The organism is Spongiibacter sp. (genome assembly GCF_984394615.1).
In genome coordinates, this window is sequence record NZ_CFHTQA010000007.1 from 15228 (window position 1) to 36141 (window position 20914).

The window sequence follows — 20914 nt, forward strand, 5'->3', positions numbered from 1 at the left end:
GCCCGCAGGCGAATTAATTGGGTAACGTGAAGCCCGCTACCGAGCTGCGCAGGTCATCAGTCATATTGGCCAGGTCACCGATGGACTTCGCCGTTTCGGTACTGCCCGCAGAGGTCTGCGAAGTGATTTCCTGAATAATTTTCATCGTTGCGGAAATCTGACCGGCCGAACGCGACTGGTGGGCCGCCGCGTTGGAGATCGTCTCGATCAACTCCGCCAGCTCCTGCGATACGGTTTCGATCTCGGTCAGCGCCGCCCCTGCATCCTGAGCCAGACGCGCACCGCGCACTACCTCGGAGGTCGTCTGCTCCATCGAGATAACCGCTTCATTGGTGTCGGATTGGATGGTTTTTACCAGCGCTTCAATCTGCTTGGTGGCGCCCGATGAGCGTTCCGCAAGACGCTGTACCTCGTCCGCAACCACCGCAAAGCCGCGTCCGGCATCACCGGCCATCGACGCCTGAATCGCCGCGTTCAACGCCAGAATATTTGTCTGGTCGGCAATGTCGTTGATGAGTGACACGATATCGCCGATTTCCTGCGTCGACTCACCCAGCCGCTTGATACGTTTGGACGTTTCCTGAATCTGCTCGCGGATATTATCCATACCCTTGATGGTGTTCTGCACCACCTCGGCGCCGGTGTTCGCGATCGCTACCGAGCGCTGCGCTACGGCCGCTGACTCGCGGGCGTTGCTGGATACTTCATCGATACTGGCCGCCATATCGGTAATCGCCGCCGACGCACCGGCAATTTCGCGCGCCTGACTTTCGGAGGCTTCCGCCAGATTCAGGGCGGTGGCCTGAGAGCTCTGCGCTGCCAAGGAAACGTCCTGAGCGGTTTCATTGATCTGCGAAACAAGCACGCGCAACTGGTCGATGGTGTAGTTGATCGAGTCCGCAATGGCGCCAGTAAAATCTTCGGTAACGGTTGCCGAGGTGGTGAGATCACCGTCAGCGAGGTCGGCCAGTTCATCGAGCAATCGCAGAATTGCCGTCTGATTGCGCTCGTTCGTCTCCGCAGTCGCGCTCAAGCGCCGCTGAGTGCTGCGAATCGAACTCATGCCCAACAGACCCAGTGCAATCACTACCAGACCCACAAAGCCAATTGCCGACACCACCGACAACGGGCGTTCTTCGTCGAGGCGACCGATACGGCTGGAGAGGTTACTGGTCACCTGCATGATTTCCGGCACATTGACGGCGATGGTTGTCGCCGAACCCGCGGATTTCAGCAATTCCGGGGACACCTGGAAAATCTCATCCACCGAGCCGCTGATCATCTGAAAGTCCTGACCAATACGCTGCAACAACTCCCGAGCGCTGGATTCCTTCACCGCATCCACACCGATAGCGCGGTTGCCCGCCAGCATAGCGCGCAGCACCGTGCCAAACTCATTGGCATCCACCGTAAACTGCTCCGCCGCGGCAGTCGCCGCTTCAGTCCCTTCGAGCATGCGATCCACGTTGCGGGCGATACGCTCCAACAGCAGTGACTGGCGCTGGGCAATCGCTACCTGATTCGCCGCAGCACCGCCTTTAAGCATGATGCCCACGACACGCTCGTAGGCTTCCTGTAATTGGGGAATCAACTGGTTGAGATTGGCGGCAACATCGTAGAGAAACAAAATCCGCTCGCGGTTACCCACAATGGTTTCCGCCGCGCTGTCGACCTGCGCCCACAGGCGATTCAGCTCCGCGACATCATTGCCCAGCATGGCCGCAGGCGACGGCAGATCTTTGCTGCCTTCCGCCAGCTCACTGCGAACCGCCGAAAAATTACGCTGAGCACGCGCCAGCGTGTCGAAAGACGCCGCATCCCCCAGCGCCGCCTCACGGGCAGAGTTGGCCAGCTGCTGCGCATACAGACGCATTTCACCGGTCAGCTCCAGATAGCGCTGATCGTAGTTGGCATCGCGAAGAATAACGTAGGTGTTAAAGCCCGCCCCGATAAACCCCACCAGCATCAGCAGTACCAGCACACTGACTCGGCGTCCGGTATTGAGCGTTGCTCCATCTCCCGGTTTTGCTTTCATTTGCCCCGACTCCAGGTAAGACCCGTTTGTTGTAGTAGTTCTGTGCCGCGTTATATCGCGACATCGTAAAAATCTCTGACTTCCATCAGTTTAAGTGGGCGAAACAGTGCCCACTGTCGGCTGCCCTGCCGATAGCTGCCGCCGACAAAACGCTGCAAGGCGTCCGGCACGTCGGCAGTTTCAGAATAGGCATCCGTTTGAAAATGCTGCATACCGAAAACGTCATCCACCACCAGACCAATGTAGATATCGCCGCGCTCTAACACCATCACCCGTCGCTGATGACGGGCACCGGTAACACTGTTGTCGAGAAAGGCCGACAGGTCCATCAGCGGCAGTAAGCGACCCCGCACGTTAGCGACGCCCTTGATCCAGCTTTTTACGCCCGGCAAGCGCGTGGTGGGCGGCTCGCTCATCACTTCCGCGATTTCACCCATCGGCACAACGCAGTACTGATTTCCTACAGCAAAACCTATACCGCTCCACAGGGATTCGCTGCTTTCTTTTGACACGGACAGCTCACCGGCATCGCGGCGGCTGCGTCTGGCGAGATCAACCAGATACTGAAATGCGGGATCGGCTGCCGACATGAATGCGTTTGCCGCCTCAGTTAAGAACAGATTCGATGGTTTTGATCAGCAGCTTACCGTCTACCGGCTTGGTCAGGTAACCCTTGGCGCCTTGACGTTGTCCCCACAGGCGGTCCGTTTCCTGATCCTTGGTAGTCACGATAATGACCGGCACCGCGCTGGTGGCGGGATCGCGACTGAGTTGGCGGGTCGCCTGAAAACCGTTCAGGCCCGGCATCACAATATCCATTAGCACCACATCCGGGTGCTCGGCACGCACCATTTCCATGCCCTGCTCGCCACTGTCGGCGGTCAGCACATCGTAGCCGTGCTTGCTTAAGATCTGACGGAGTTTAACGATCTCCGTGGGTGAATCATCGACGATCAGTACTCGTGGCATTGCGTCCCTCTCGCGTTGCACTCCCAGTTATGCACTTGCGCGCGCCGGGATTATCTCTGGCTTTCCAGCCTTCCCTTTGGCGTTATCGTTATTCTTCTACCGCGACGTGTGTCTGAATCGCTTCCAGCAGTTCGTTCTTGCTGAAGGGCTTGGTCAGATACTGGTCGGAGCCAACGATACGGCCTTTCGCTTTATCGAACAAGCCGTCCTTACTGGACAGCATGATCACCGGTGTGTCTTTGAATTCACTGTTGTTTTTGATCAGTGCACAGGTCTGATAACCGTCCAGACGCGGCATCATAATATCGACAAAAATGATGTCCGGCTTACTGTCGGCGATCTTGGCCAGGGCATCGAAACCATCGATGGCGGTGACTACCGTGCACCCGGCTTTGGCCAACAGCGTTTCTGTTGTGCGCCGAATCGTCTTACTGTCATCGATGATCATGACCTTCAGGTCTGAAAAATTGACGTCCATACACTCTCTAACCCTATGCTGACGGGATTCCCGGCGGAACCGATCTGGCGCCGATTCCCTCGGGGGCATTTTTTGTACCATGTAAAGGCAGCGGCCGCCACGCCCTTAGGGTGTAGACGTTTATCAAGGCAGCTGCCAGTGAGTCACTGTACCCCCACTCGCGGAAAATTGCCCGCGACATTGAGAATACGGTATTTTAGCGGCGCAGTGGTGTCGCCACCGCCCGACTCCGGAACCGCGCTATCATCGCAAGGCGACTGTAGGTCGTCCTGCGCTTCGTAGGGGGTTTGGGAGCTGTCTCACAAATTTGTCACAGGTGATGCAATGACAATTCGGCTAGGCGTGGTCATGGACCCCATCGAGCAGATCAACTACAAAAAGGACTCCACCCTCGCCATGCTGTGGGCGGCCGGAGACCGGGGCTGGCATATCGATTATATGACCCTGCCCGACCTTTATCTGGATGCCGGTAAAGCCCGCGCTCGCGTTCGTCAGGTGACCGCCTTCCGCGACCCGGAAAACTTCTACGAACTGGGCGAAGAGCGCGATATCGACATGGGGGAGCTCGATGTCGTGCTGATGCGCAAAGACCCGCCGTTCGACAATGAGTTTCTCTACGCCACCCATATTCTCGATCAGGCACAGCGTCAGGGCGCCTGGGTGGTCAACCGGCCACAATCCCTGCGCGACTGCAACGAAAAGCTGTTTGCACTGCAGTTTCCCCAGTGCATTCCTACGCTGATTGTCAGCCGGGACCCGGTGCGCCTGCGCGCCTTCCACCGCGAACATCAAGACGTCGTGATGAAGCCACTGGACGGCATGGGCGGCAGCTCCATTTTCCGACTTCGCCCCGACGATGCCAACGTCTCGGTAATTATCGAAACCCTGACCAACCACGGCCAGACCACGATCATGGCGCAGAAATACCTGCCGGAAATTGTCGATGGCGACAAACGCATTCTGCTGATCGATGGTGAACCGGTAGATTACTGTCTGGCACGGGTACCTGCCGTGGGCGAAAGCCGGGGCAACCTGGCCGCCGGAGGGACGGGGCGCGCGCAGCCACTCACCGACCAGGACCGCTGGATTGCCGAGCAGGTCGGTCCGGTCGCCAGGGAAAAGGGCCTGATGTTTGTCGGCCTGGATGTCATCGGGGACTCGCTGACGGAAATCAACGTCACCAGTCCGACCTGCATCCGTGAAATCGACACCCAGTTTGGCACCGACATTGCCGGCTCGCTGATGGATGCCATCGCCCGCAAGTTACCCGAGATGCCCTACCGCCAATGAGTGCTGTATTGCCGCCCAACGCCGATGCACCCAACCCTGAGCGCTTCGGTTTCATCATCTGCTTTGCGGCGGCATTGCATGCGGCGGTGATCCTCGGCATCACCTTCAGCGTGGGCGACATCGACGTTAAACTGCCCAGCCTTGAAGTGACACTCGCTCAATACCAGAGCAAAAATGCGCCGGATAACGCCGATTACATTGCGCAGTACGACCAACAGGGCAGCGGCACGCTGGAGGAGAAAGCGGAGCTGAGCAGCCGGGTAGAAAGCGCTTTTCATGACAATACGGCGCCCACTGAGCAGGTCCTCAAACAGGCTCGAGCCAACCAGGCCAGCAATGCACGTCCCGTACTGAGCACCCAGAGCGACAGCAGCCAGCAGCTTGCGTTGAACAACAGCGCAGAATCCCGCCCCGAACAGCGCCTCAACGGCAGCGACGACGTGGATGCCCTGAGTAACAACATCGCGGCACTGGAAGCCCAGCTCGATACGCTCAATCAGGCTTATGCCAGTATGCCTCGCCCAAAATTCATCACCTCGGTGGCCACCCGCGGCTCGCCGGATGCACTTTATCTCGACCGCTGGGAAGCCCACGTAGAGCAGGTCGGCAACCTCCACTATCCCGCCGAAGCGCGGCGGCTTGGTCTGGTGGGCGAGTTGCGTCTGCTACTGATGCTTCATCCCGATGGCCGCATCGACGAAGTGCGTATTATGCGCAGCTCCGGCCACCCGGAACTGGACCGCGCCGCCAATCGCATTGTGCGTCTTGCTGCACCCTACGAGGCGATTCCAGACGACGTGCTGGATGGCAAGAATCGCCTTGGCATCGTGCGCACCTGGCGCTTTGAGCGCGATGCCCTGCGCGCCAGTGGCCGCTAGTTCGGGCCGCCGCCTTGAGTTTGGCGCCAACTCCCCCATACTGATTCAAGACCACTTCACTTTTTGGACTCGTCTGCCCATGCCAGAACGCGCATTTCCCTCACTGAAACACCACTTCCTGGTCTCCCTGCCCAGTCTCAGTGAAGGAATTTTTGCGCACAGCCTCTGCTATCTGTGTGAACACGATGAACAAGGCGCGATGGGACTGATCGTCAACCATCCGCTGGACATGGACGTTAGCGAGATACTTGAGCAGCTGGAACTCGACAATCGGGCAGCCATTCCCGAAGAAGCCATTTATGCGGGCGGGCCGGTTCACACCGACCGCGGCTTTGTACTGCATCGCCGAGATACACAAAGCTGGGAGGCGAGCCTGCTGGTCAACAACGATATGGCGGTGACGACCTCTCTGGATATTCTCGAAGCCATCGCCGAACAACGCGGCCCCAAAGAACACTTGATCGCTCTCGGGTATGCGGGATGGGGGCCGGGGCAACTGGAGGAAGAGCTCGCCGACAACGCCTGGCTGAGCCTGCCCGCCGACCCCAAAATTCTGTTTGAGATTCCCGCCGAAGAGCGGATCGACGCCGCCCTGGCAACACTGGGTATCAACTTCGCCCAGCTTGGCTCAGACAGCGGACACGCCTGAGTCGTCGCTCTGCTACACTGCGCACGCCCAAACCACGAGATTCACTGCCATGCCCGCCGCTCATTACTTGCTCGCCTTTGACTACGGCCTGAAATGGATAGGCTGCGCGGTGGGGCAGAGCCTGACGGGGAGCGCCAGCCCCCTGTCTGCACTGCGCGCCAAAGACGGCACGCCCCGCTGGGAAGAAATAGAAGCGCTGCTGAACGAATGGCAGCCGCAGCAGGTGCTGATCGGCCTGCCATTGAATATGGACGGCAGTGAGTCGGAAATGTGTGCCCGTGCCCGCAAATTCGGCAACCGCATTCACGGTCGTTTCGGTGTGGCCGTCAGCTTTGCCGACGAGCGCCTGTCCAGCTTTGAAGCCAAGGGCGAACTGCTGGAACAGGGCGGCGGCGACTTCAAAGAGCGCGGCGTCGACAGCCTCAGTGCCGTCCTGATCCTCGAGAGTTGGCTGCGAGAAAACGGCTGAGTTCAGCGCCCTCGCGTGCCACCACCGCCACCGCGCGGTTTCTGATCGATGTCTTCCATGCTCAGTCGCCCTGCGGCCTCTTTCATCTGCCCGACATTGTTGTCGGCACCCAGCTTGATCAGCAGGCGCAAATCGTTGGCCGAGTCGGCGTGGGCAATGGCGTCCTGATAGGTAATCTCGCCAGTACTGTAGAGTTCGTAGAGCGCCTGATCGAAGGTCTGCATCCCCTGTTCGTTGGACTGACGCATCAAGTCTTTCAGCGCCGCCACGTCACCTTTGCGAATAAGATCAGCCGCCAGCGGCGTATTCAGCAGAATTTCCACACAGGCGCGACGCCCCTGCCCGTCGCGGGTCGGAATCAACTGCTGCGCCACCATGGCTTTGAGGTTGAGCGACAGATCCATCCACAATTGAGTATGCCGCTCTGGCGGGAAGAAGTGCAGAATGCGATCCAGCGCCTGGTTGGCATTGTTGGCGTGAAGCGTACACAGACAGAGATGCCCCGTTTCAGCGAAGGTAATGGCATGTTCCATGGTTTCGCGGGTACGCACCTCGCCGATCATGATCACATCCGGCGCCTGCCGCAGCATGTTCTTCAACGCCACTTCGAAAGACTCGGTATCAATACCCACTTCCCGCTGAGTAATGATGCACCCTTTGTGCTGGTGCACGAATTCGATGGGATCTTCCACGGTGATAATGTGGCCGCGACTGTTCTCGTTGCGGTGCCCGATCATCGACGCCAGGGAGGTGGACTTACCCGTTCCCGTCGCCCCGACAAAAATAATCAGCCCGCGCTTGGTCATCGACAGGTCTTTGATGATATCCGGCAGACCGAGGTCATCCGTAGTGGGAATCTGCGTTTCGATACGGCGCAGCACCATGCCGACCAGATTGCGCTGATAAAAAGCGCTGACCCGGAAGCGACCGACTCCTCTTGCGCTGATCGCGAAGTTGCACTCGTGATCGCGCACAAACTCGCGGCGCTGCTGCTCGTTCATCACGCCCATCACGGTTTCCCGCGCCTGTTCGGGGCTCAGCGCATTACTGCTCACCGGAATCAACTGGCCGTTCAACTTCACTGACGGCGGGACCCCCGCCGAAATAAACAGATCCGACGCGCCTTTTTCCTGCATCAGACGCAGCAGTTTTTCAATTTCCAAAAACGATCTCCCCGGCGTTCAGGCCGTTAAAAGTTCTCCGGGAACCGCGCCTTCAGGCGGGCGGCATCGCGGGTAATCTGGCGTTTGGCCAGCAGGTCTTTCAGACACTGATCCATGGTCTGCATGCCGACATTGGCGCCCGACTGAATCGCCGAATACATCTGTGCGACTTTGTCTTCGCGAATCAGGTTTCGGATCGCCGGGGTGCCAATCATAATTTCGTGGGCAGCCACCCGACCGCCTTCAGGCTTTTTCAACAGGGTCTGGGAAATGACCGCCTGCAGCGACTCCGACAACATGGAGCGCACCATGGACTTTTCCTCACCGGGGAACACGTCCACCACCCGGTCGATGGTCTTGGCGGCCGAGGTGGTGTGCAAGGTACCAAACACCAGATGCCCGGTTTCCGCGGCGGTTAATGCCAGACGGATGGTTTCCAAATCCCGCAGCTCGCCCACCAGAATAATATCGGGGTCTTCCCGCAGCGCCGAGCGCAGCGCTTCATTAAAGCCGTGGGTATCGCGGTGCACTTCGCGCTGGTTTACCAGACATTTTTTGGATTCGTGCACAAATTCGATGGGGTCTTCGATCGTGAGGATATGGTCGAATTTATTGTCGTTGATGTAGTCGATCATCGCCGCCAGCGTGGTGGACTTACCGGACCCCGTTGGACCGGTGACCAGCACCAGACCTCTGGGCAGCATGGATACATCGGTAAACACCTTGCCCATGCCCAGGTCTTCGAGGGTCAGCACGCGCGAGGGAATGGTCCGGAACACCGCACCGGCGCCGCGGTTCTGGTTAAAGGCATTGACCCGGAAGCGGGCCACGCCCGGCACCTCAAAGGAGAAATCCGTTTCCAGAAACTCCTCGTAATCCCGGCGCTGACGGTCGTTCATGATCTCGTATATCAGGCGATGAACTTCCCGGTGGTCCATGGCGGGAACATTGATTCGGCGCACATCACCATCGACCCGGATCATCGGCGGCAGGCCGGCAGACAAATGCAGGTCAGAGGCGTTTTGCTTGGCACTGAAGGCCAGCAATTCGGTAATATCCATGGTTCTCCTTACAACACAGCACAGTGCAGGGCCGGAACAGACACCGGCATTATCGCAGTTACGTACCACAAGCAAAGCGATCTGGAGCATAAATCGGCCATGAGCTCGCCGCAGACCATTACCGCCAATATAGCAGCCCTTCGCCAACGCATCGTCCAATCTGCCAGTGACGCGGGGCGCGATCCAGCGGAAATTACCCTGCTGGCGGTAAGCAAAACCCGAAGTGCCGAGGAAGTCGCGGTGGCGCTGGATGCCGGACTGACGCAAATCGGCGAAAACTACCTGCAGGAAGCCGTCGACAAACAGGCCGCCCTGCAAGGCCGAAACGCCTGCTGGCACTTTATCGGTCCGATCCAATCCAACAAGACCCGCGAAATTGCCAGTCACTTCGACTGGGTACACAGTGTCGATCGCGAAAAAATCGCCAGGCGCCTCAGCGAGCAGCGCCCCAAGAGAAAGCCGCCACTGAAAATCTGCCTGCAGGTGAATATCAGTCGCGAGGACAGCAAGTCCGGCGTGCTTCCCGAGGACGCCCTGACACTGGCCAAACAGATTACCGCCTTGCCCGCGCTACAACTGCGCGGACTGATGGCCATTCCCGCCGCCAGCGATGACCCTGCCGAGCAGCGAGCCGCCTTCGCCGCGCTGCGTGCTCTGCGCGACACACTGCAACAGGCATTGCCCGATCAAACACTCGACACCCTGTCGATGGGCATGTCGGGCGATATGGATGCCGCCATCGCCGAAGGCAGCACCTTGATCCGCATTGGTACTGCGCTATTTGGGCCGCGTCCGGCCAAAGCGGAGTAAACACGCATTTGGGCGCGACTTTCGGCGGCCTTTCCCTGCCTGATATACTCGCCAACCACGCTGCCGCCCCATCTGTATTCACGGCAGTATAGCCATCACCCGGAGGATTTCGGTGAGCACAGCAACCATTGGATTTATCGGCGGCGGTAACATGGCGGCCAGCATTATCGGCGGCCTGTTGACCAGCGGCGTCGACGCCCGGCAACTGCGCGCCGGCGACCCGAGCCAGGAGAGCCTCGACCGCCTGGCTTCGCTCGGCCCGATTACCACCAGCCAGGATAACCTCGACATTATTCCGGGCTGCGATGTGCTCGTCATGGCGGTCAAACCCCAATTGATGAAAGTCGTCTGCGCGGGTATTGCCGATACCGTGCAGGCCAGCAAGCCGCTGATTATCAGTATTGCGGCGGGTGTGACCAGCGACAGCCTTAACCATTGGCTGGGCGGCAATCTTGCCATTGTGCGCTGTATGCCCAACACCCCTGCGCTGTTGCGCTGTGGCGCTACCGGCCTGTTCGCGAACACCGCGGTCAGCGAGATCCAGCGCCAACAGGCACAGCAGATTCTCGACGCCGTGGGCCTGGCGCTGTGGGTGGAACAAGAAAGTGAACTGGACGCCGTCACCGCGGTCTCTGGCAGCGGTCCGGCCTATTTCTTTTTGATGATGGAAGCCATGCAGGCAAGCGGTGAAGCACTGGGGCTCAGCCCCGACGTTGCCAAGCAGCTCAGCCAGCAAACCGCGCTGGGCGCAGCCAGAATGGCACTGGAAAGCGACGTGGACGTGGCCGAACTGCGCCGCCGGGTGACCTCGCCGAAAGGCACCACGGAGCGCGCCATTACTATTTTTGAAGACGGCGGTTTCCGCGCGCTGGTGCAACAGGCACTGCAGGGTGCCGCGGACCGCGCCGACGAACTGGGCCGCGAACTCGAAGGGGAATAAAACACCGATGTCTGCCGCAAACGATATCTCCTACCTGCTGGTCAATACCGCTGTCGGGCTTGCCCTGATCGTGTTCCTGCTGCGCCTGATACTGCAACTGGTGCGCGCTGATTTTTACAATCCCATCTGCCAGACCATTGTTAAAATCAGCAACCCGCTGGTCTTGCCACTGCGCCGGGTACTGCCACCACTGGGCCGTATCGACAGCGCCTCACTGCTGATCGCCTTCGCCATTCAGGCACTGGGCATTGTCGTGCTGTGTCGACTGCTGTTCGGGGCGATTCCCAATCCGGCGCAGATCCTGCTGTGGTCAGCCATCGGCCTTGTGGGAGCGGTGGTCAACTTTTACTTCTTTGCCATCATCGGCAGCATCATTTTGAGCTGGGTCGCACAGGGCAGCTACAACCCCGGTGCGCAGCTCCTGTATCAAGTTACCGAACCCGTCATGGCGCCCTTTCGCAAGCTGGTCCCTCCGCTGGGAGGTCTGGACCTCTCCCCGATTTTTGTCTTCTTACTGATTAACGTGATCGAAGTCCTGTTGCGGCATATGGGCGCATCCGTCGGCCTGCACCCCGCACTGGTGATCGGCCTGTAAATTGCCATGACGGCGTTTTACCGCTGGCAGGACAATACGCTGCTGCTGTTCTGCCATATTCAACCCGGCGCCAGCCGGGATGAGTTTGCCGGCCTGCACGGCGAGCGACTGAAAATCCGGCTGCGCGCCGCCGCCGTTGACGGCAAGGCCAACGCCGCACTCTGCGCCTTTCTCGCCAAGCGCTTCAAGGTAAAGAAAGCCGATATCGAACTCAGTTCGGGGGCGCAAAGTCGGCAAAAAACCCTTAGAATTCAAACACCCGGAATACTACCGGCAGAACTTTCCATTTCTGCTGCACACAGCGACAAGGGATAAGGCGATCAGGTGACACAACACCCATCTCAGGAGCCAGACAGCGTAGGCATTGTCCAGCCGCAAACGCTGCATTTCGATCAGCCGCTGGTACTGTCCTGCGGCCGCAGCCTGCCGGAACACGATGTGGTTTACGAGACCTACGGTGAACTGAACGCCGCGCGCAGCAATGCCATTCTGATCTGCCACGCACTGAGCGGCCACCATCATGCGGCGGGCTATCACAGCGAGGACGAGCGCAAACCCGGCTGGTGGGATTCCTGCATCGGCCCCGGCAAACCCATCGACACCAATGTGTTTTTCGTGCTCAGCATCAACAATATTGGCGGCTGCCACGGCTCCACCGGCCCCGTCAGCATCAACCCCGAAACCGGTAAGCCCTGGGGACCAGACTTCCCCTATCTGCGTTGTCGCGATTGGGTAGAAAGCCAGCGTTTGATGATGCAGCACTTCGGCATCGAACAATGGGCCGCCATTATCGGTGGCAGTCTGGGTGGCATGCAGGCCATGCGCTGGGCATTGGAATACCCGGACGCCACGCGCCATTGCGTCGTGATTGCCTCGGCCATGAAGCTGTCCGCGCAGAACATTGCCTTTAATGAGATCGCGCGCAACGCGATCATGTCAGACCCCGAGTTTCACGGTGGCCGCTATCTGGAGCACAACACCCTGCCGCGACAGGGGCTGTCGCTGGCGCGCATGATCGGCCACGTGACCTATCTGTCGGACGATGGCATGAAAGAGAAATTCGGCCGCGATCTGAAAGCCGGCGATCTCCGTGTCGGCGCCGAAGGGCCGGTCGAGTTTCAGGTGGAAAGCTATTTGCGCCATCAGGGCTCGCGATTTGCCGAAACCTTTGACGCCAATACCTATCTGCTGATGACCAAAGCGCTGGATTACTACGATCTGGCGCGCGAGTACGACGACGACCCGGTCGCCGCCTTCAGTCACGCCAAGTGCGCATTTATGGTGGTGTCATTCACCTCGGACTGGCGCTTTGCTCCCAGCCGTTCGCGGGAAATTGTCGACGCGCTGGTCGCGGCCGGTAAATCGGTGAGCTACGCGGAGATCGAGGCGAACCACGGCCACGATGCCTTCCTTATTCCTATTCCGCGCTACGTATCGGTATTCAACGCGTATATGAAGCGTGTGGCGGAGGGCCTGTGATGCGTTTTGATCTGACCCTGATCCAACCCTGGATTAAACCCGGCGCCCGCGTTCTCGACCTCGGCTGTGGCGACGGGACGCTGCTGAAAACCCTCGGCGATGAAAAACAAGTGTCCGGTCTGGGCTTGGAAATCGACCCCGACAACATCACCGAGGCGCTGAACAAAGGCGTGAACGTGATTGAACACGACCTCAACACCGGTCTGGGCAATTTCCGCGACGACAGCTTCGATGTGGTGGTCATGACCCTGGCCCTGCAAACCCTGCGCTATCCGCATCTGGTGATCGATGAGATGCTTCGGGTGGGCCGCGAATGCATCGTCACCTTCCCTAACTTCGGGCACTGGCGCAGCCGCTGGCACCTGAGCGGACGCGGTCGTATGCCGGTCAGCAAGTTTCTGCCATACGCCTGGTATGACACACCCAACATCCACTTCTGCACAGTCAGGGATTTTGAGGTGCTCTGCGCCGAGCGTCATATCCGTATACTCAACAGCAGCGTCGTCAGCGGCGACAATACCCAGGGCGCGCTGGCTCAGCGCTTCCCGAATCTGCTGGGTGTCACCGCCGTTTACCACATCAGCAAATAAATGCCCTGTCAGGCGAGGAGACAAGCATGCGCGTTTTCAAGCGGCTTAACATTCTGTTGATCGGCCTGATCGCGGCGTTGCCCGCGATCGCGCAAGAAGACACGCCCCCCGAGGCCGCGCCGACCAGCAAACAGTTTGGCGATGTCACGGTGCACTTTACTGTGCTGAACACCAGCTTTCTCAGCCCACAGGTGGCTCGCAGTTACGGGATCGTGCGCGGCGACAACAAGTTTTTAATGAATGTTGCCGTCAGCAAACAGGAGGAGCAGCGCAGTCGCGCCTTGCGCGCCGAGGTCAGCGGCAGCAGCTCCGACCTGATCCACCGCACCCCGCTGGAATTTCGCGAAGTGATTGAACAGGACGCGATTTACTACATCGCCGAGTTGGAGATCGACAGTAAGCGCGAACGCCGGGGCTTTCGCCTGAGCGTGAAAACGGACGAGCGCCCACAGCCCTACGACATCCAGTTCAACAAACAGCTTTACCGCGACGGAGACTGATGTGAGCAGCAAAATTGTGGTGGCCACCGGCAATCGAGGCAAGCTCGCCGAATTCAGCCAATTGCTGGGCGAGCGCTTCGAGCTACTCAGCCAGAAAGACCTGAAGGTAGACGAAGCCGAGGAGACCGGCCTGAGCTTTGTTGAAAATGCGCTGCTCAAAGCCCGCAATGCCGCCGCCCAGACCGGCCTTCCCGCACTGGCGGATGACTCCGGCCTCTGCGTGAACGCGCTCAACGGCGCCCCCGGCATCTACTCCGCCCGCTACGCAGGCGATGGCGCCAGCGACACCGACAACAACGCCAAACTCGTTGAGAAACTGGCAGGCGAGAACAACCGCCGCGCCCATTTCCACTGCGCACTGGTGTTTGTGCGCCACGCCACCGACCCCGCCCCCATCATCTGTGAAGGCCGCTGGCCCGGCGAAATTATCGATACGGCCAGAGGCGGCAACGGCTTCGGCTACGATCCTCACTTTTACGTCGCGGCGCTGGATAAAACCGCAGCGGAACTCCCTCCGGAAGAGAAAAACCGACTCAGCCATCGCGGCCGGGCCGTCGCCGCATTTGTTGAGCGGTTTAAAGAAGAAATGCGATAGATAACTTCCCCAGCCTCGCCACACATTGCCATCACCACTAACCACGACACCGTCATCCCGGACTTGTCCCCGGATCCAGTGCCACCTAACCAGAAATTACCCACCGAGCAAAACTCCAGTGCGGCGGGATTGGACCCCGGCTCGGAGGCCGGGGTGACGAAGTGGTGCAGGCCCAACCGCCATCACCGCTAACCACAACACCGCCATCCCGGGCTTGCCCCGGGATCCAGAGCCACCTAACCCGAATTTACCCACGAGCAGAACTCCAGCGCGCTGGGATTGGGGCCCGGCTCGGAGGCCGGGGTGACGAAGTGGTCTAAGCGCAACACCACTGAACAACGCGCTGTAAAGAGGAATAACTTCACCCTTCCGCTACAAGCAAACACAAAGCATCAGAAACAAAAAAGGGCCCGATAGACCGCAGCATTTGCTACGTTCCATCGGGCCCCGTCCCTAAGCGGCTTTACGATTCGGGCTGAGGCTCCATTTTGCGGCGGAAGCTGCCTGAGATACGCACCACATTGTCACCGCCTGGCATGATTTGCTCACCGTCGATAATCAGCGCTGTGGCCGTGTAGGTGCCGGTCACATAGCCATTGTCATCGCTGAGAATTTCTACCCGACAGGCAGCGCCATCCAGCGTGAGCACAGCCTTGGCGTCGCGGTCGTACTGCGTAGTCTGATACAGCGCGCCAATCGCTTGCAGATTTACCTGCACCGCGCGATTGTCGGCACTGTTCACATCAGCGCAGTTATACACACCCACTTCACGCGGCATATTGATCACGTCCAACTGGAGCCCTTTGCGGCGATCCAGAGTGCGATGACCGTACTGGTTGTAAGCGGTCTCATAGCCATACAGCTGATCGAAGGCGTCGTAGAGGAACTTGAAGCGATCGCCCGTCTGCCAGTGGCCACTGCCGTCTTCAACACGCAGGGTCATGCCGACTTCGTTGGGCGCCAGTTCGCCTTCGTCACCGCTGTCATCATCGGGGCGCGTCAGCACGACAGCATAGTTACGGAATTTCCCGCTGATTTCCAAACGGCGGTCTTCGTCCTCCAGCAAGTTTTCCTGAGCAAACAAGGTCGCGGTATAGCTGGCGTCGTAGAACTTGCCACCGCGCGACACGGTAACGATTTCACACTCGCCACCGCTGTCATCAGAGCTGTAACGCTGCTCAAGCAGGTAAGTACCCACTTTCACCCACATATGCATAGCCCCAAAGCGATTCCGGTACTCAGTGCCGCAGTTGTAGGTGGTGTCTCCGGCAAAGCCACCGTTGGGCTGAGTGCCCGCATGCAAGCTGATGATATCGGAGGCATTGCCGGTAAACGGCGGCGTGCCGTCATCAGGGCTGGTACCGCCGAGACCAACAGGGTTATCCAACAGGAAGTGCTGATCTGAGCCGAGTTCGAAACTGGGGTTGTCGGCCAATTCGATACTGCCGAAGTATTCCAGCGGCAACTCGCCCTCCAGTGCCCCGGCCGTACCAACATGGTCATAAACCTTAAATGGCACATTTTCGAGCTGGATTTCGTAGTCGCCTTTCTCCAGGCTGGCCGACAGGATAACGCCCTGTATACCACCCAGCTCGCTCACATAGTCGGTGCGCACCGTGCAGTCGCTAGCCGTGTAATCACCACGATTATCCGGCGCCCCCGACGTAGCGTTCATCGACAGCACCATCTGCAACTGCTCGTCGCAGGTTTGCTCACCCAAGACAAGGGGAACATTCAGATACATGGCCGCAGGCAGTAAGCCTTCGTACTCAGTAGTATCGATGGTATTACGGGTATCGACGTTAAACCGCAGCTGCCGAACACCACCCAATGTTGTATAAACGCTAGCGAAGTCCAGCGGATAGCGGTAATCGCTGTCTGCAAACTTCAAATAGGCGCCATTCTTGCCATTCAGGGGATCGTAAACCGGGTTATCGAGATCGCCAGCGACACCACCGCCGCCGGTTTCGCCGCCGGTTTCGCCGCCAGTCTCACCACCGGTTTCGCCGCCAGTCTCACCACCGGTTTCGCCGCCCGTTTCACCACCGGTTTCTCCTCCAGTCTCACCGCCGGTCTCACCACCCGTCTCACCGCCAGTCTCACCGCCGGTCTCACCACCCGTCTCACCACCCGTCTCACCACCGGTCTCGCCGCCAGTTTCACCACCGGTTTCTCCGCCGGTCTCGCCGCCGGTTTCTCCACCCGTCTCACCGCCAGTCTCTTCCTCACCAATCGTGCTGGAATCCGGGGTGAGCGCCGCAGTGTTTGCCTGCAAGGCCGAGTTTGCTAGCAGCGCCGCCTGAGCGCTGATCGCCGCCGTCAAATCTGCCACGAAGTCGGTATAGGGAACGGTCACAGAGCTGCCATCAGCCATACCGTCCAGTGCGCTGTCTTTGCCGTCGGCAACCAAGGCATTCATGGTGTTCACCGCAGGCAAGCCATCGCCGGATGACAGCTCGGCAAGAGCTGCCAGTAATAAGGCATAGCGCCCCGCTTCGGTGTCTTCCAGGCTGTTGACTGCCGTCGCGCCGGACACCAAGCTCGGCACGCTGAGAATACTGGTCAAGCCCGGCGCAATCGCGGCGCGGACCTCTTCATTAATCGCGTTCACGTCATCACTGGTCAGCGGGGAAATACCGCGCGCCAAGGCAATCTCATACGCCAGATGAGTCAGCGGCGTGACCGCCAACGCGGTATTGGGTGCAATCGCCATCGCGCGCATACTCTGCCCCGCCGGAAAGGCCAGTGTTGCCTTGGCAGACTCGTCGTAATAGCTGGCATCACTGCCACCGACTACTTCGATGACTACCGGCCCACGGTAACGACCGTAGTCAACGACCACACTCCCGTCAGCCGCCGTCGTTCCGGTGCCGATCAGCGTTAGGCCATCGGCTTCGTAGACATTCACCAGGGCACTGGAGACCAAACCGAGAGACGGTGATACCGCTACCGATTCCGATTTACCGCCTTGGGGATATTTATGGTCATCGTTACAAGCTGCCACCGTGACGGCTAAGGCCAGCACGGGCAGGTGCTTCCAAGCTAGAAATCGCATAGTGTTCTCCGACTCAACAATCATCGCATTCCGTCGCTGCAATACGGGCGGCGCGAAACATCTTTAGCATTCCGCGAACAGTATTCGTGGAGTCAGCGCGACCCACCACCCCGTGTACGGGGGTAATCGCGGGGATAACCGAGCGCCATCTCCATCAACCACTACACCGTCATCCCGGACTTGATCCGGGATCCAGAACCACCGAACCCCAAATTACCCACGAGCAAAACTCCGGTGCGGTGGGACTGGACCCCGGCTCGGGGGCCGGGGTGACAGAGTTCTGCTGGCTGAACGCGCATCTCCATTAACCACCACACCGTCATCCCGGACTTGATCCGGGATCCAGAACTACCGAACCCCAAATTGCCCACGAGCAAAACTCCGGTGCGGTGGGACTGGACCCCGGCTCGGGGGCCGGGGTGACAGAGTTCTGCTGGCTGAACTCGCATCTCCATTAACCACCATACCGTCATCCCGGACTTGATCCGGGATCCAAAACCACCCAAGCCGCAACCAGCCACCGCGCAGCGCGCCCAGCAAAGACAAGTAATGAAAATGGAGTAAATTCCCGGTTTGTGAGTCAAACAGAGAATGCCGTGTTGCCAGCGCTGGCTTATATCGCCAACATTGGCGTACGGGAGCCCCGGCTCTGGCCACCCATCACATCAACAAGGAGAATCGAGCGCATGCTGAAATGGATACCGCGCGTCCTGCTACTGCTGGTCGTGCTCGTGATTGCCACGGTGCTATTTGCCATGGAACCCATCGCAAAATGGGCCATAGAAAGCGAGGGCAGCAAGGCCGTCGGCGCTCGAGTAACGGTGGATAGCGTCGACATCAAACTTTATCCCACCCATGTCGCACTGAATGGCCTGACGGTTGCCAATCCGCAGGAGCCGATGCGCAACTTGTTGGAAAGCGAACGCATTTCTGCCGATGTGGATACGAAGGCCCTGCTCAAACAGCAGGTAATTGCAGATCAAGTGCTGCTCTCGGGACTCCAGCTCTACACCGAGCGCAGCACACCGGGCACGCTGGACGGCAGTATGCCTCCACCCAAACCGGAGCAGGAAGGCAGTGGCATGCCCAGCATCACTCTGCCCGATGCCAACGCCATTATGAGCGAAGAGCAGGCGATTATTCAGGCCGAGGTCAATGACATCGAAAACGGCTTTAAGTCGCTGGAAAGCAAGTGGCAGGAAAAGTCGAAAACCCTGCCCAAGGAAGAAACTTTCAATGAATTCAAACAACGCTGGGAAGCGCTGAAGAAGAAAAATACCCTTGAGCGCCTGGCCGGTGCCAAGCAGCTCCGCGACGATATCAAAGACGAGCTGAAGCAATTCAAAGGGCTTAACAAAGAGCTCGGCGCCGATATCGACATGGCTAAATCACTTACCCAGCGCGCCGCCAAACTGCCCTCGGCCCAGAGCCAGCGCATTATGAGCAAGTACGGTATCGACCAGGGTACCGAAGGCATGCTGCGTTTTCTGGTTGGCGATGAAGCCACCGCGATGGTTCAGCGCGGCCTGACGCTCTACCGTGAAACCGTAGGCGACCTGGCAAGCAAAGAGCCCGAACCCACGCAACCGGAAGCCAGCAGTGAATTGCCGGTGAACATTCTTATCCGCGAAATCCTGATTGACGGCTATCAAATGGTCGGTGAAGAAAAGCTGGCGTACTCCGGAGAAATCCGCGACGTCACCGACAAACAGGATTATTGGAACAAGCCCATCACCATGCTGCTGAAAGGTGGCGTCAATAATGCCTCGCAATTGCAGATAGACGGCATCTTCGACCAACGCGGTGACGCGCTCAAAAGTGCATTCAATATGGCACTAAAGCAGTTGGCACTGTCCGGGATCTCGCTGTCACAAAGCCCGCAATTGCCTCTGCAACTTGAAAAAGGGCTCGCGGATATCAACGCCAACTTTGCCGTTAACGGCAGTGACCTCAGTGGCTCCGTCAAAGGCTTGGTCAATCAAGCCAAATTGCTGGTCGCGAATGCCAGCAGCGAGAATGATACCGCCCAGCGGCTCGCCAAAGCTCTGGAGAGCGTCAGCAAGCTGGTAATGAACCTGAACGTCGGCGGGAGTGTCAGTGACCCCATCGTCAAATTGAAGTCGAACCTCGACAGTATTATTGGCGATGTCCTCGGTGAGGAGCTGAAGGGCCAGCTAAAAGAGGTTGAGGCCGACGTCAAAACTAAAATTCAGTCAAAATATGGCGACGACCTCAATCGTCTGCAGGAAAAACGCGAGCTGCTTGCCGACTACCAGAGTCTGCTGGGCGATCGCGAAGCGGCGCTGCAGGCGATTATGAAAGAACTGATGTAAACCGCAGTAACGGCGGGCCTGTGAGGCCCGCCGCTTTTCTCTATAATCCCCACCCTTTTACCACCGAAGAGATCATGCCCATGAGCGAGCAGGCCCTGCTGCAACGACTGGCCGACGGCACCGCTGACTTTGCCGATGTCATCAGCCATATTGATACTCACTACGACTTTCAGCCCACCGCCTTTCGCAATGGCGACACGCACAACGATGCCGGAACGAATAATGGCTCGTGCAAGATTTTCGCCTTTGGCAAACTGAAAGGCCTGAGCCCGCAGCAGACCCTGAATGCTTTCGGCGACTACTACCGTAAAGACGTTCTGCAAAACCCCGAGGGCAGTGATCACGCCAATATCCGCAACTTTATTCAACACGGCTGGGAAGGTATCGACTTCGAAGGCGAGGCGTTAACCGCCCGATAATGAGATAGCAATGGGGGCGGCTTGCGAAATGGCAGCCAATTGCCAATGATCCAGGCCTGAACTCAAAGGCACTAGACCCCGGCTCGGGGGCCGGGGTGACGCAAAGTAAACGAGCCTCCCCCTATCGCCCGCATACCAAGCCCCGGCCAAAACAGCAATACAAGATCCGCCGCCCCGCTCCCGACACCGTCATTCCGGGCTTGACCTGGGATCCAGAACCACTGAATACCAAAGCATGCACAAAGCGCCGACCATAAACTGAGGCCTGAGGATCGAGGCCGGGGTGACGCAGGGTAAACGAGCCCCGTAGCCTCAATCGTCCACATGCCAAACCTAGGCCCAGACAGCAATACAAGATGGCTGCCACCCCGTTCCCTACACCATCATCCCGGGCTTAACCCGGGATCCAACCGAAAGACTTACAGAGCGCAAACCACAACCTCAGGGCCCAAGACCCCAGCTCGGATCCCGGGGAGATAGGACAGAAACCCGGTCAATAAATAATTAAATAGAAAAAATTGTCTTCATTCGTTTGCAGGGTGGGAAATAGGGGCTATATTTCTCATAGGCTCAGGATGAGCCGTTGGCATGGAAGGCTGTCTCAAG

The 20914-nt window shown here is 58.5% G+C and carries 21 protein-coding genes; 14 read left to right on the forward strand and 7 right to left on the reverse strand.

All coding sequences use genetic code 11. The annotated features are described in order from the left end of the window. Positions 1 to 13 precede the first annotated feature (13 nt). The 4 genes from AC5DB9_RS04420 to pilG all read right to left on the reverse strand — a co-directional run bounded on the left by AC5DB9_RS04420 (position 14) and on the right by pilG (position 3482). On the reverse strand, positions 14 to 2035 hold the full coding sequence (locus tag AC5DB9_RS04420; protein WP_022959134.1) for a methyl-accepting chemotaxis protein: 2022 nt from the start codon (positions 2033 to 2035) through the stop codon (positions 14 to 16). A gap of 50 nt (positions 2036 to 2085) precedes the next feature. After that, positions 2086 to 2625 carry a chemotaxis protein CheW gene (locus AC5DB9_RS04425; RefSeq protein WP_272989041.1) on the reverse strand — a complete coding sequence of 180 codons (540 nt, stop codon included), beginning with the start codon at positions 2623 to 2625 and terminating at the stop codon, positions 2086 to 2088. Positions 2626 to 2641: 16 nt separating this feature from the next. Further along, on the reverse strand, positions 2642 to 3004 hold the full coding sequence (gene pilH / locus AC5DB9_RS04430) for a twitching motility response regulator PilH (protein WP_022959132.1): 363 nt from the start codon (positions 3002 to 3004) through the stop codon (positions 2642 to 2644). 88 nt (positions 3005 to 3092) lie between these two features. Then, a complete protein-coding gene (gene pilG / locus AC5DB9_RS04435) occupies positions 3093 to 3482 on the reverse strand; it encodes a twitching motility response regulator PilG (protein WP_022959131.1) in 390 nt (129 codons plus the stop codon). 324 nt (positions 3483 to 3806) lie between these two features. Here pilG and gshB point away from each other — a divergent pair, with 324 nt between their 5' ends. The 4 genes from gshB (at position 3807) to ruvX (ending at position 6768) form a co-directional block, all read left to right on the forward strand. Further along, positions 3807 to 4772 carry a glutathione synthase gene (gene gshB, locus AC5DB9_RS04440; RefSeq protein ID WP_272989045.1) on the forward strand — a complete coding sequence of 322 codons (966 nt, stop codon included), beginning with the start codon at positions 3807 to 3809 and terminating at the stop codon, positions 4770 to 4772. Continuing rightward, entirely contained in the window at positions 4769 to 5650 is an 882-nt protein-coding gene (locus AC5DB9_RS04445; protein ID WP_272989048.1) for an energy transducer TonB, read from the forward strand. The genes gshB and AC5DB9_RS04445 overlap by 4 nt, the downstream gene beginning before the upstream one ends. A gap of 79 nt (positions 5651 to 5729) precedes the next feature. Next, positions 5730 to 6299, forward strand: a complete 570-nt coding sequence (locus AC5DB9_RS04450) for a YqgE/AlgH family protein (protein WP_272989051.1) — start codon at positions 5730 to 5732, stop codon at positions 6297 to 6299. Between the two features lie 49 nt (positions 6300 to 6348). Next, a complete protein-coding gene (ruvX, locus tag AC5DB9_RS04455; RefSeq protein WP_022959127.1) occupies positions 6349 to 6768 on the forward strand; it encodes a Holliday junction resolvase RuvX in 420 nt (139 codons plus the stop codon). 2 nt (positions 6769 to 6770) lie between these two features. On the opposite strand, the gene AC5DB9_RS04460 is transcribed toward ruvX, so the two are convergent. Both AC5DB9_RS04460 and AC5DB9_RS04465 read right to left on the reverse strand, forming a co-directional pair. Next, a complete protein-coding gene (locus AC5DB9_RS04460; protein WP_022959126.1) occupies positions 6771 to 7931 on the reverse strand; it encodes a PilT/PilU family type 4a pilus ATPase in 1161 nt (386 codons plus the stop codon). A gap of 26 nt (positions 7932 to 7957) precedes the next feature. Beyond that, positions 7958 to 8992, reverse strand: coding sequence for a type IV pilus twitching motility protein PilT (locus tag AC5DB9_RS04465; protein ID WP_272989055.1), 1035 nt, complete (start codon positions 8990 to 8992; stop codon positions 7958 to 7960). Between the two features lie 99 nt (positions 8993 to 9091). On the opposite strand from AC5DB9_RS04465, the gene AC5DB9_RS04470 reads away from it, so the two are divergent. The 8 genes from AC5DB9_RS04470 (at position 9092) to rdgB (ending at position 14501) form a co-directional block, all read left to right on the forward strand. Then, entirely contained in the window at positions 9092 to 9802 is a 711-nt protein-coding gene (locus AC5DB9_RS04470; RefSeq protein ID WP_272989058.1) for a YggS family pyridoxal phosphate-dependent enzyme, read from the forward strand. 112 nt (positions 9803 to 9914) lie between these two features. Further along, positions 9915 to 10742, forward strand: coding sequence for a pyrroline-5-carboxylate reductase (gene proC / locus AC5DB9_RS04475; protein ID WP_337924564.1), 828 nt, complete (start codon positions 9915 to 9917; stop codon positions 10740 to 10742). A 7-nt stretch (positions 10743 to 10749) separates the two neighbouring features. After that, on the forward strand, positions 10750 to 11337 hold the full coding sequence (locus AC5DB9_RS04480) for a YggT family protein (RefSeq protein ID WP_022959122.1): 588 nt from the start codon (positions 10750 to 10752) through the stop codon (positions 11335 to 11337). A 6-nt stretch (positions 11338 to 11343) separates the two neighbouring features. Continuing rightward, on the forward strand, positions 11344 to 11652 hold the full coding sequence (locus AC5DB9_RS04485; protein WP_272989060.1) for a DUF167 domain-containing protein: 309 nt from the start codon (positions 11344 to 11346) through the stop codon (positions 11650 to 11652). Positions 11653 to 11661: 9 nt separating this feature from the next. Beyond that, complete coding sequence (gene metX / locus AC5DB9_RS04490; protein ID WP_022959120.1) at positions 11662 to 12816, forward strand: homoserine O-succinyltransferase MetX; 1155 nt, start codon at positions 11662 to 11664, stop codon at positions 12814 to 12816. Next, complete coding sequence (metW, locus tag AC5DB9_RS04495; protein ID WP_022959119.1) at positions 12816 to 13406, forward strand: methionine biosynthesis protein MetW; 591 nt, start codon at positions 12816 to 12818, stop codon at positions 13404 to 13406. The genes metX and metW overlap by 1 nt, the downstream gene beginning before the upstream one ends. 26 nt (positions 13407 to 13432) lie before the next feature. Continuing rightward, the gene (locus AC5DB9_RS04500; RefSeq protein ID WP_272989065.1) at positions 13433 to 13906 is read left to right on the forward strand and encodes a DUF4426 domain-containing protein; all 474 of its coding nucleotides are present in this window, start codon (positions 13433 to 13435) and stop codon (positions 13904 to 13906) included. 1 nt (position 13907) lies between these two features. Continuing rightward, positions 13908 to 14501, forward strand: a complete 594-nt coding sequence (gene rdgB / locus AC5DB9_RS04505) for an RdgB/HAM1 family non-canonical purine NTP pyrophosphatase (RefSeq protein ID WP_272989067.1) — start codon at positions 13908 to 13910, stop codon at positions 14499 to 14501. Between the two features lie 463 nt (positions 14502 to 14964). Here rdgB and AC5DB9_RS04510 read toward each other — a convergent pair whose 3' ends face one another. Continuing rightward, positions 14965 to 17556 (reverse strand): hypothetical protein, encoded by a 2592-nt coding sequence (locus AC5DB9_RS04510; RefSeq protein ID WP_272989070.1) that lies wholly within the window; start codon positions 17554 to 17556, stop codon positions 14965 to 14967. 686 nt (positions 17557 to 18242) lie between these two features. On the opposite strand from AC5DB9_RS04510, the gene AC5DB9_RS04515 reads away from it, so the two are divergent. Together AC5DB9_RS04515 and AC5DB9_RS04520 are read left to right on the forward strand one after the other, a co-directional pair. Continuing rightward, positions 18243 to 19889 (forward strand): TIGR03545 family protein, encoded by a 1647-nt coding sequence (locus AC5DB9_RS04515; protein WP_272989074.1) that lies wholly within the window; start codon positions 18243 to 18245, stop codon positions 19887 to 19889. Positions 19890 to 19969: 80 nt separating this feature from the next. Then, positions 19970 to 20308 (forward strand): HopJ type III effector protein, encoded by a 339-nt coding sequence (locus AC5DB9_RS04520; protein ID WP_272989075.1) that lies wholly within the window; start codon positions 19970 to 19972, stop codon positions 20306 to 20308. The last annotated feature ends 606 nt before the right edge of the window (positions 20309 to 20914 follow it).

What these genes read in the sequence shown, in the direction of transcription:
- AC5DB9_RS04420 (WP_022959134.1), bottom strand. Translation starts at nt 2,035, where the DNA reads ATGAAAGCAAAACCGGGAGATGGAGCAACGCTCAATACCGGACGCCGA.
- AC5DB9_RS04425 (WP_272989041.1), bottom strand. Translation starts at nt 2,625, where the DNA reads ATGTCGGCAGCCGATCCCGCATTTCAGTATCTGGTTGATCTCGCCAGA.
- pilH (WP_022959132.1), bottom strand. Translation starts at nt 3,004, where the DNA reads ATGCCACGAGTACTGATCGTCGATGATTCACCCACGGAGATCGTTAAA.
- pilG (WP_022959131.1), bottom strand. Translation starts at nt 3,482, where the DNA reads ATGGACGTCAATTTTTCAGACCTGAAGGTCATGATCATCGATGACAGT.
- gshB (WP_272989045.1), top strand. Translation starts at nt 3,807, where the DNA reads ATGACAATTCGGCTAGGCGTGGTCATGGACCCCATCGAGCAGATCAAC.
- AC5DB9_RS04445 (WP_272989048.1), top strand. Translation starts at nt 4,769, where the DNA reads ATGAGTGCTGTATTGCCGCCCAACGCCGATGCACCCAACCCTGAGCGC.
- AC5DB9_RS04450 (WP_272989051.1), top strand. Translation starts at nt 5,730, where the DNA reads ATGCCAGAACGCGCATTTCCCTCACTGAAACACCACTTCCTGGTCTCC.
- ruvX (WP_022959127.1), top strand. Translation starts at nt 6,349, where the DNA reads ATGCCCGCCGCTCATTACTTGCTCGCCTTTGACTACGGCCTGAAATGG.
- AC5DB9_RS04465 (WP_272989055.1), bottom strand. Translation starts at nt 8,992, where the DNA reads ATGGATATTACCGAATTGCTGGCCTTCAGTGCCAAGCAAAACGCCTCT.
- AC5DB9_RS04470 (WP_272989058.1), top strand. Translation starts at nt 9,092, where the DNA reads ATGAGCTCGCCGCAGACCATTACCGCCAATATAGCAGCCCTTCGCCAA.
- AC5DB9_RS04480 (WP_022959122.1), top strand. Translation starts at nt 10,750, where the DNA reads ATGTCTGCCGCAAACGATATCTCCTACCTGCTGGTCAATACCGCTGTC.
- AC5DB9_RS04485 (WP_272989060.1), top strand. Translation starts at nt 11,344, where the DNA reads ATGACGGCGTTTTACCGCTGGCAGGACAATACGCTGCTGCTGTTCTGC.
- metW (WP_022959119.1), top strand. Translation starts at nt 12,816, where the DNA reads ATGCGTTTTGATCTGACCCTGATCCAACCCTGGATTAAACCCGGCGCC.
- AC5DB9_RS04500 (WP_272989065.1), top strand. Translation starts at nt 13,433, where the DNA reads ATGCGCGTTTTCAAGCGGCTTAACATTCTGTTGATCGGCCTGATCGCG.
- AC5DB9_RS04510 (WP_272989070.1), bottom strand. Translation starts at nt 17,556, where the DNA reads ATGCGATTTCTAGCTTGGAAGCACCTGCCCGTGCTGGCCTTAGCCGTC.
- AC5DB9_RS04515 (WP_272989074.1), top strand. Translation starts at nt 18,243, where the DNA reads ATGCTGAAATGGATACCGCGCGTCCTGCTACTGCTGGTCGTGCTCGTG.
- AC5DB9_RS04520 (WP_272989075.1), top strand. Translation starts at nt 19,970, where the DNA reads ATGAGCGAGCAGGCCCTGCTGCAACGACTGGCCGACGGCACCGCTGAC.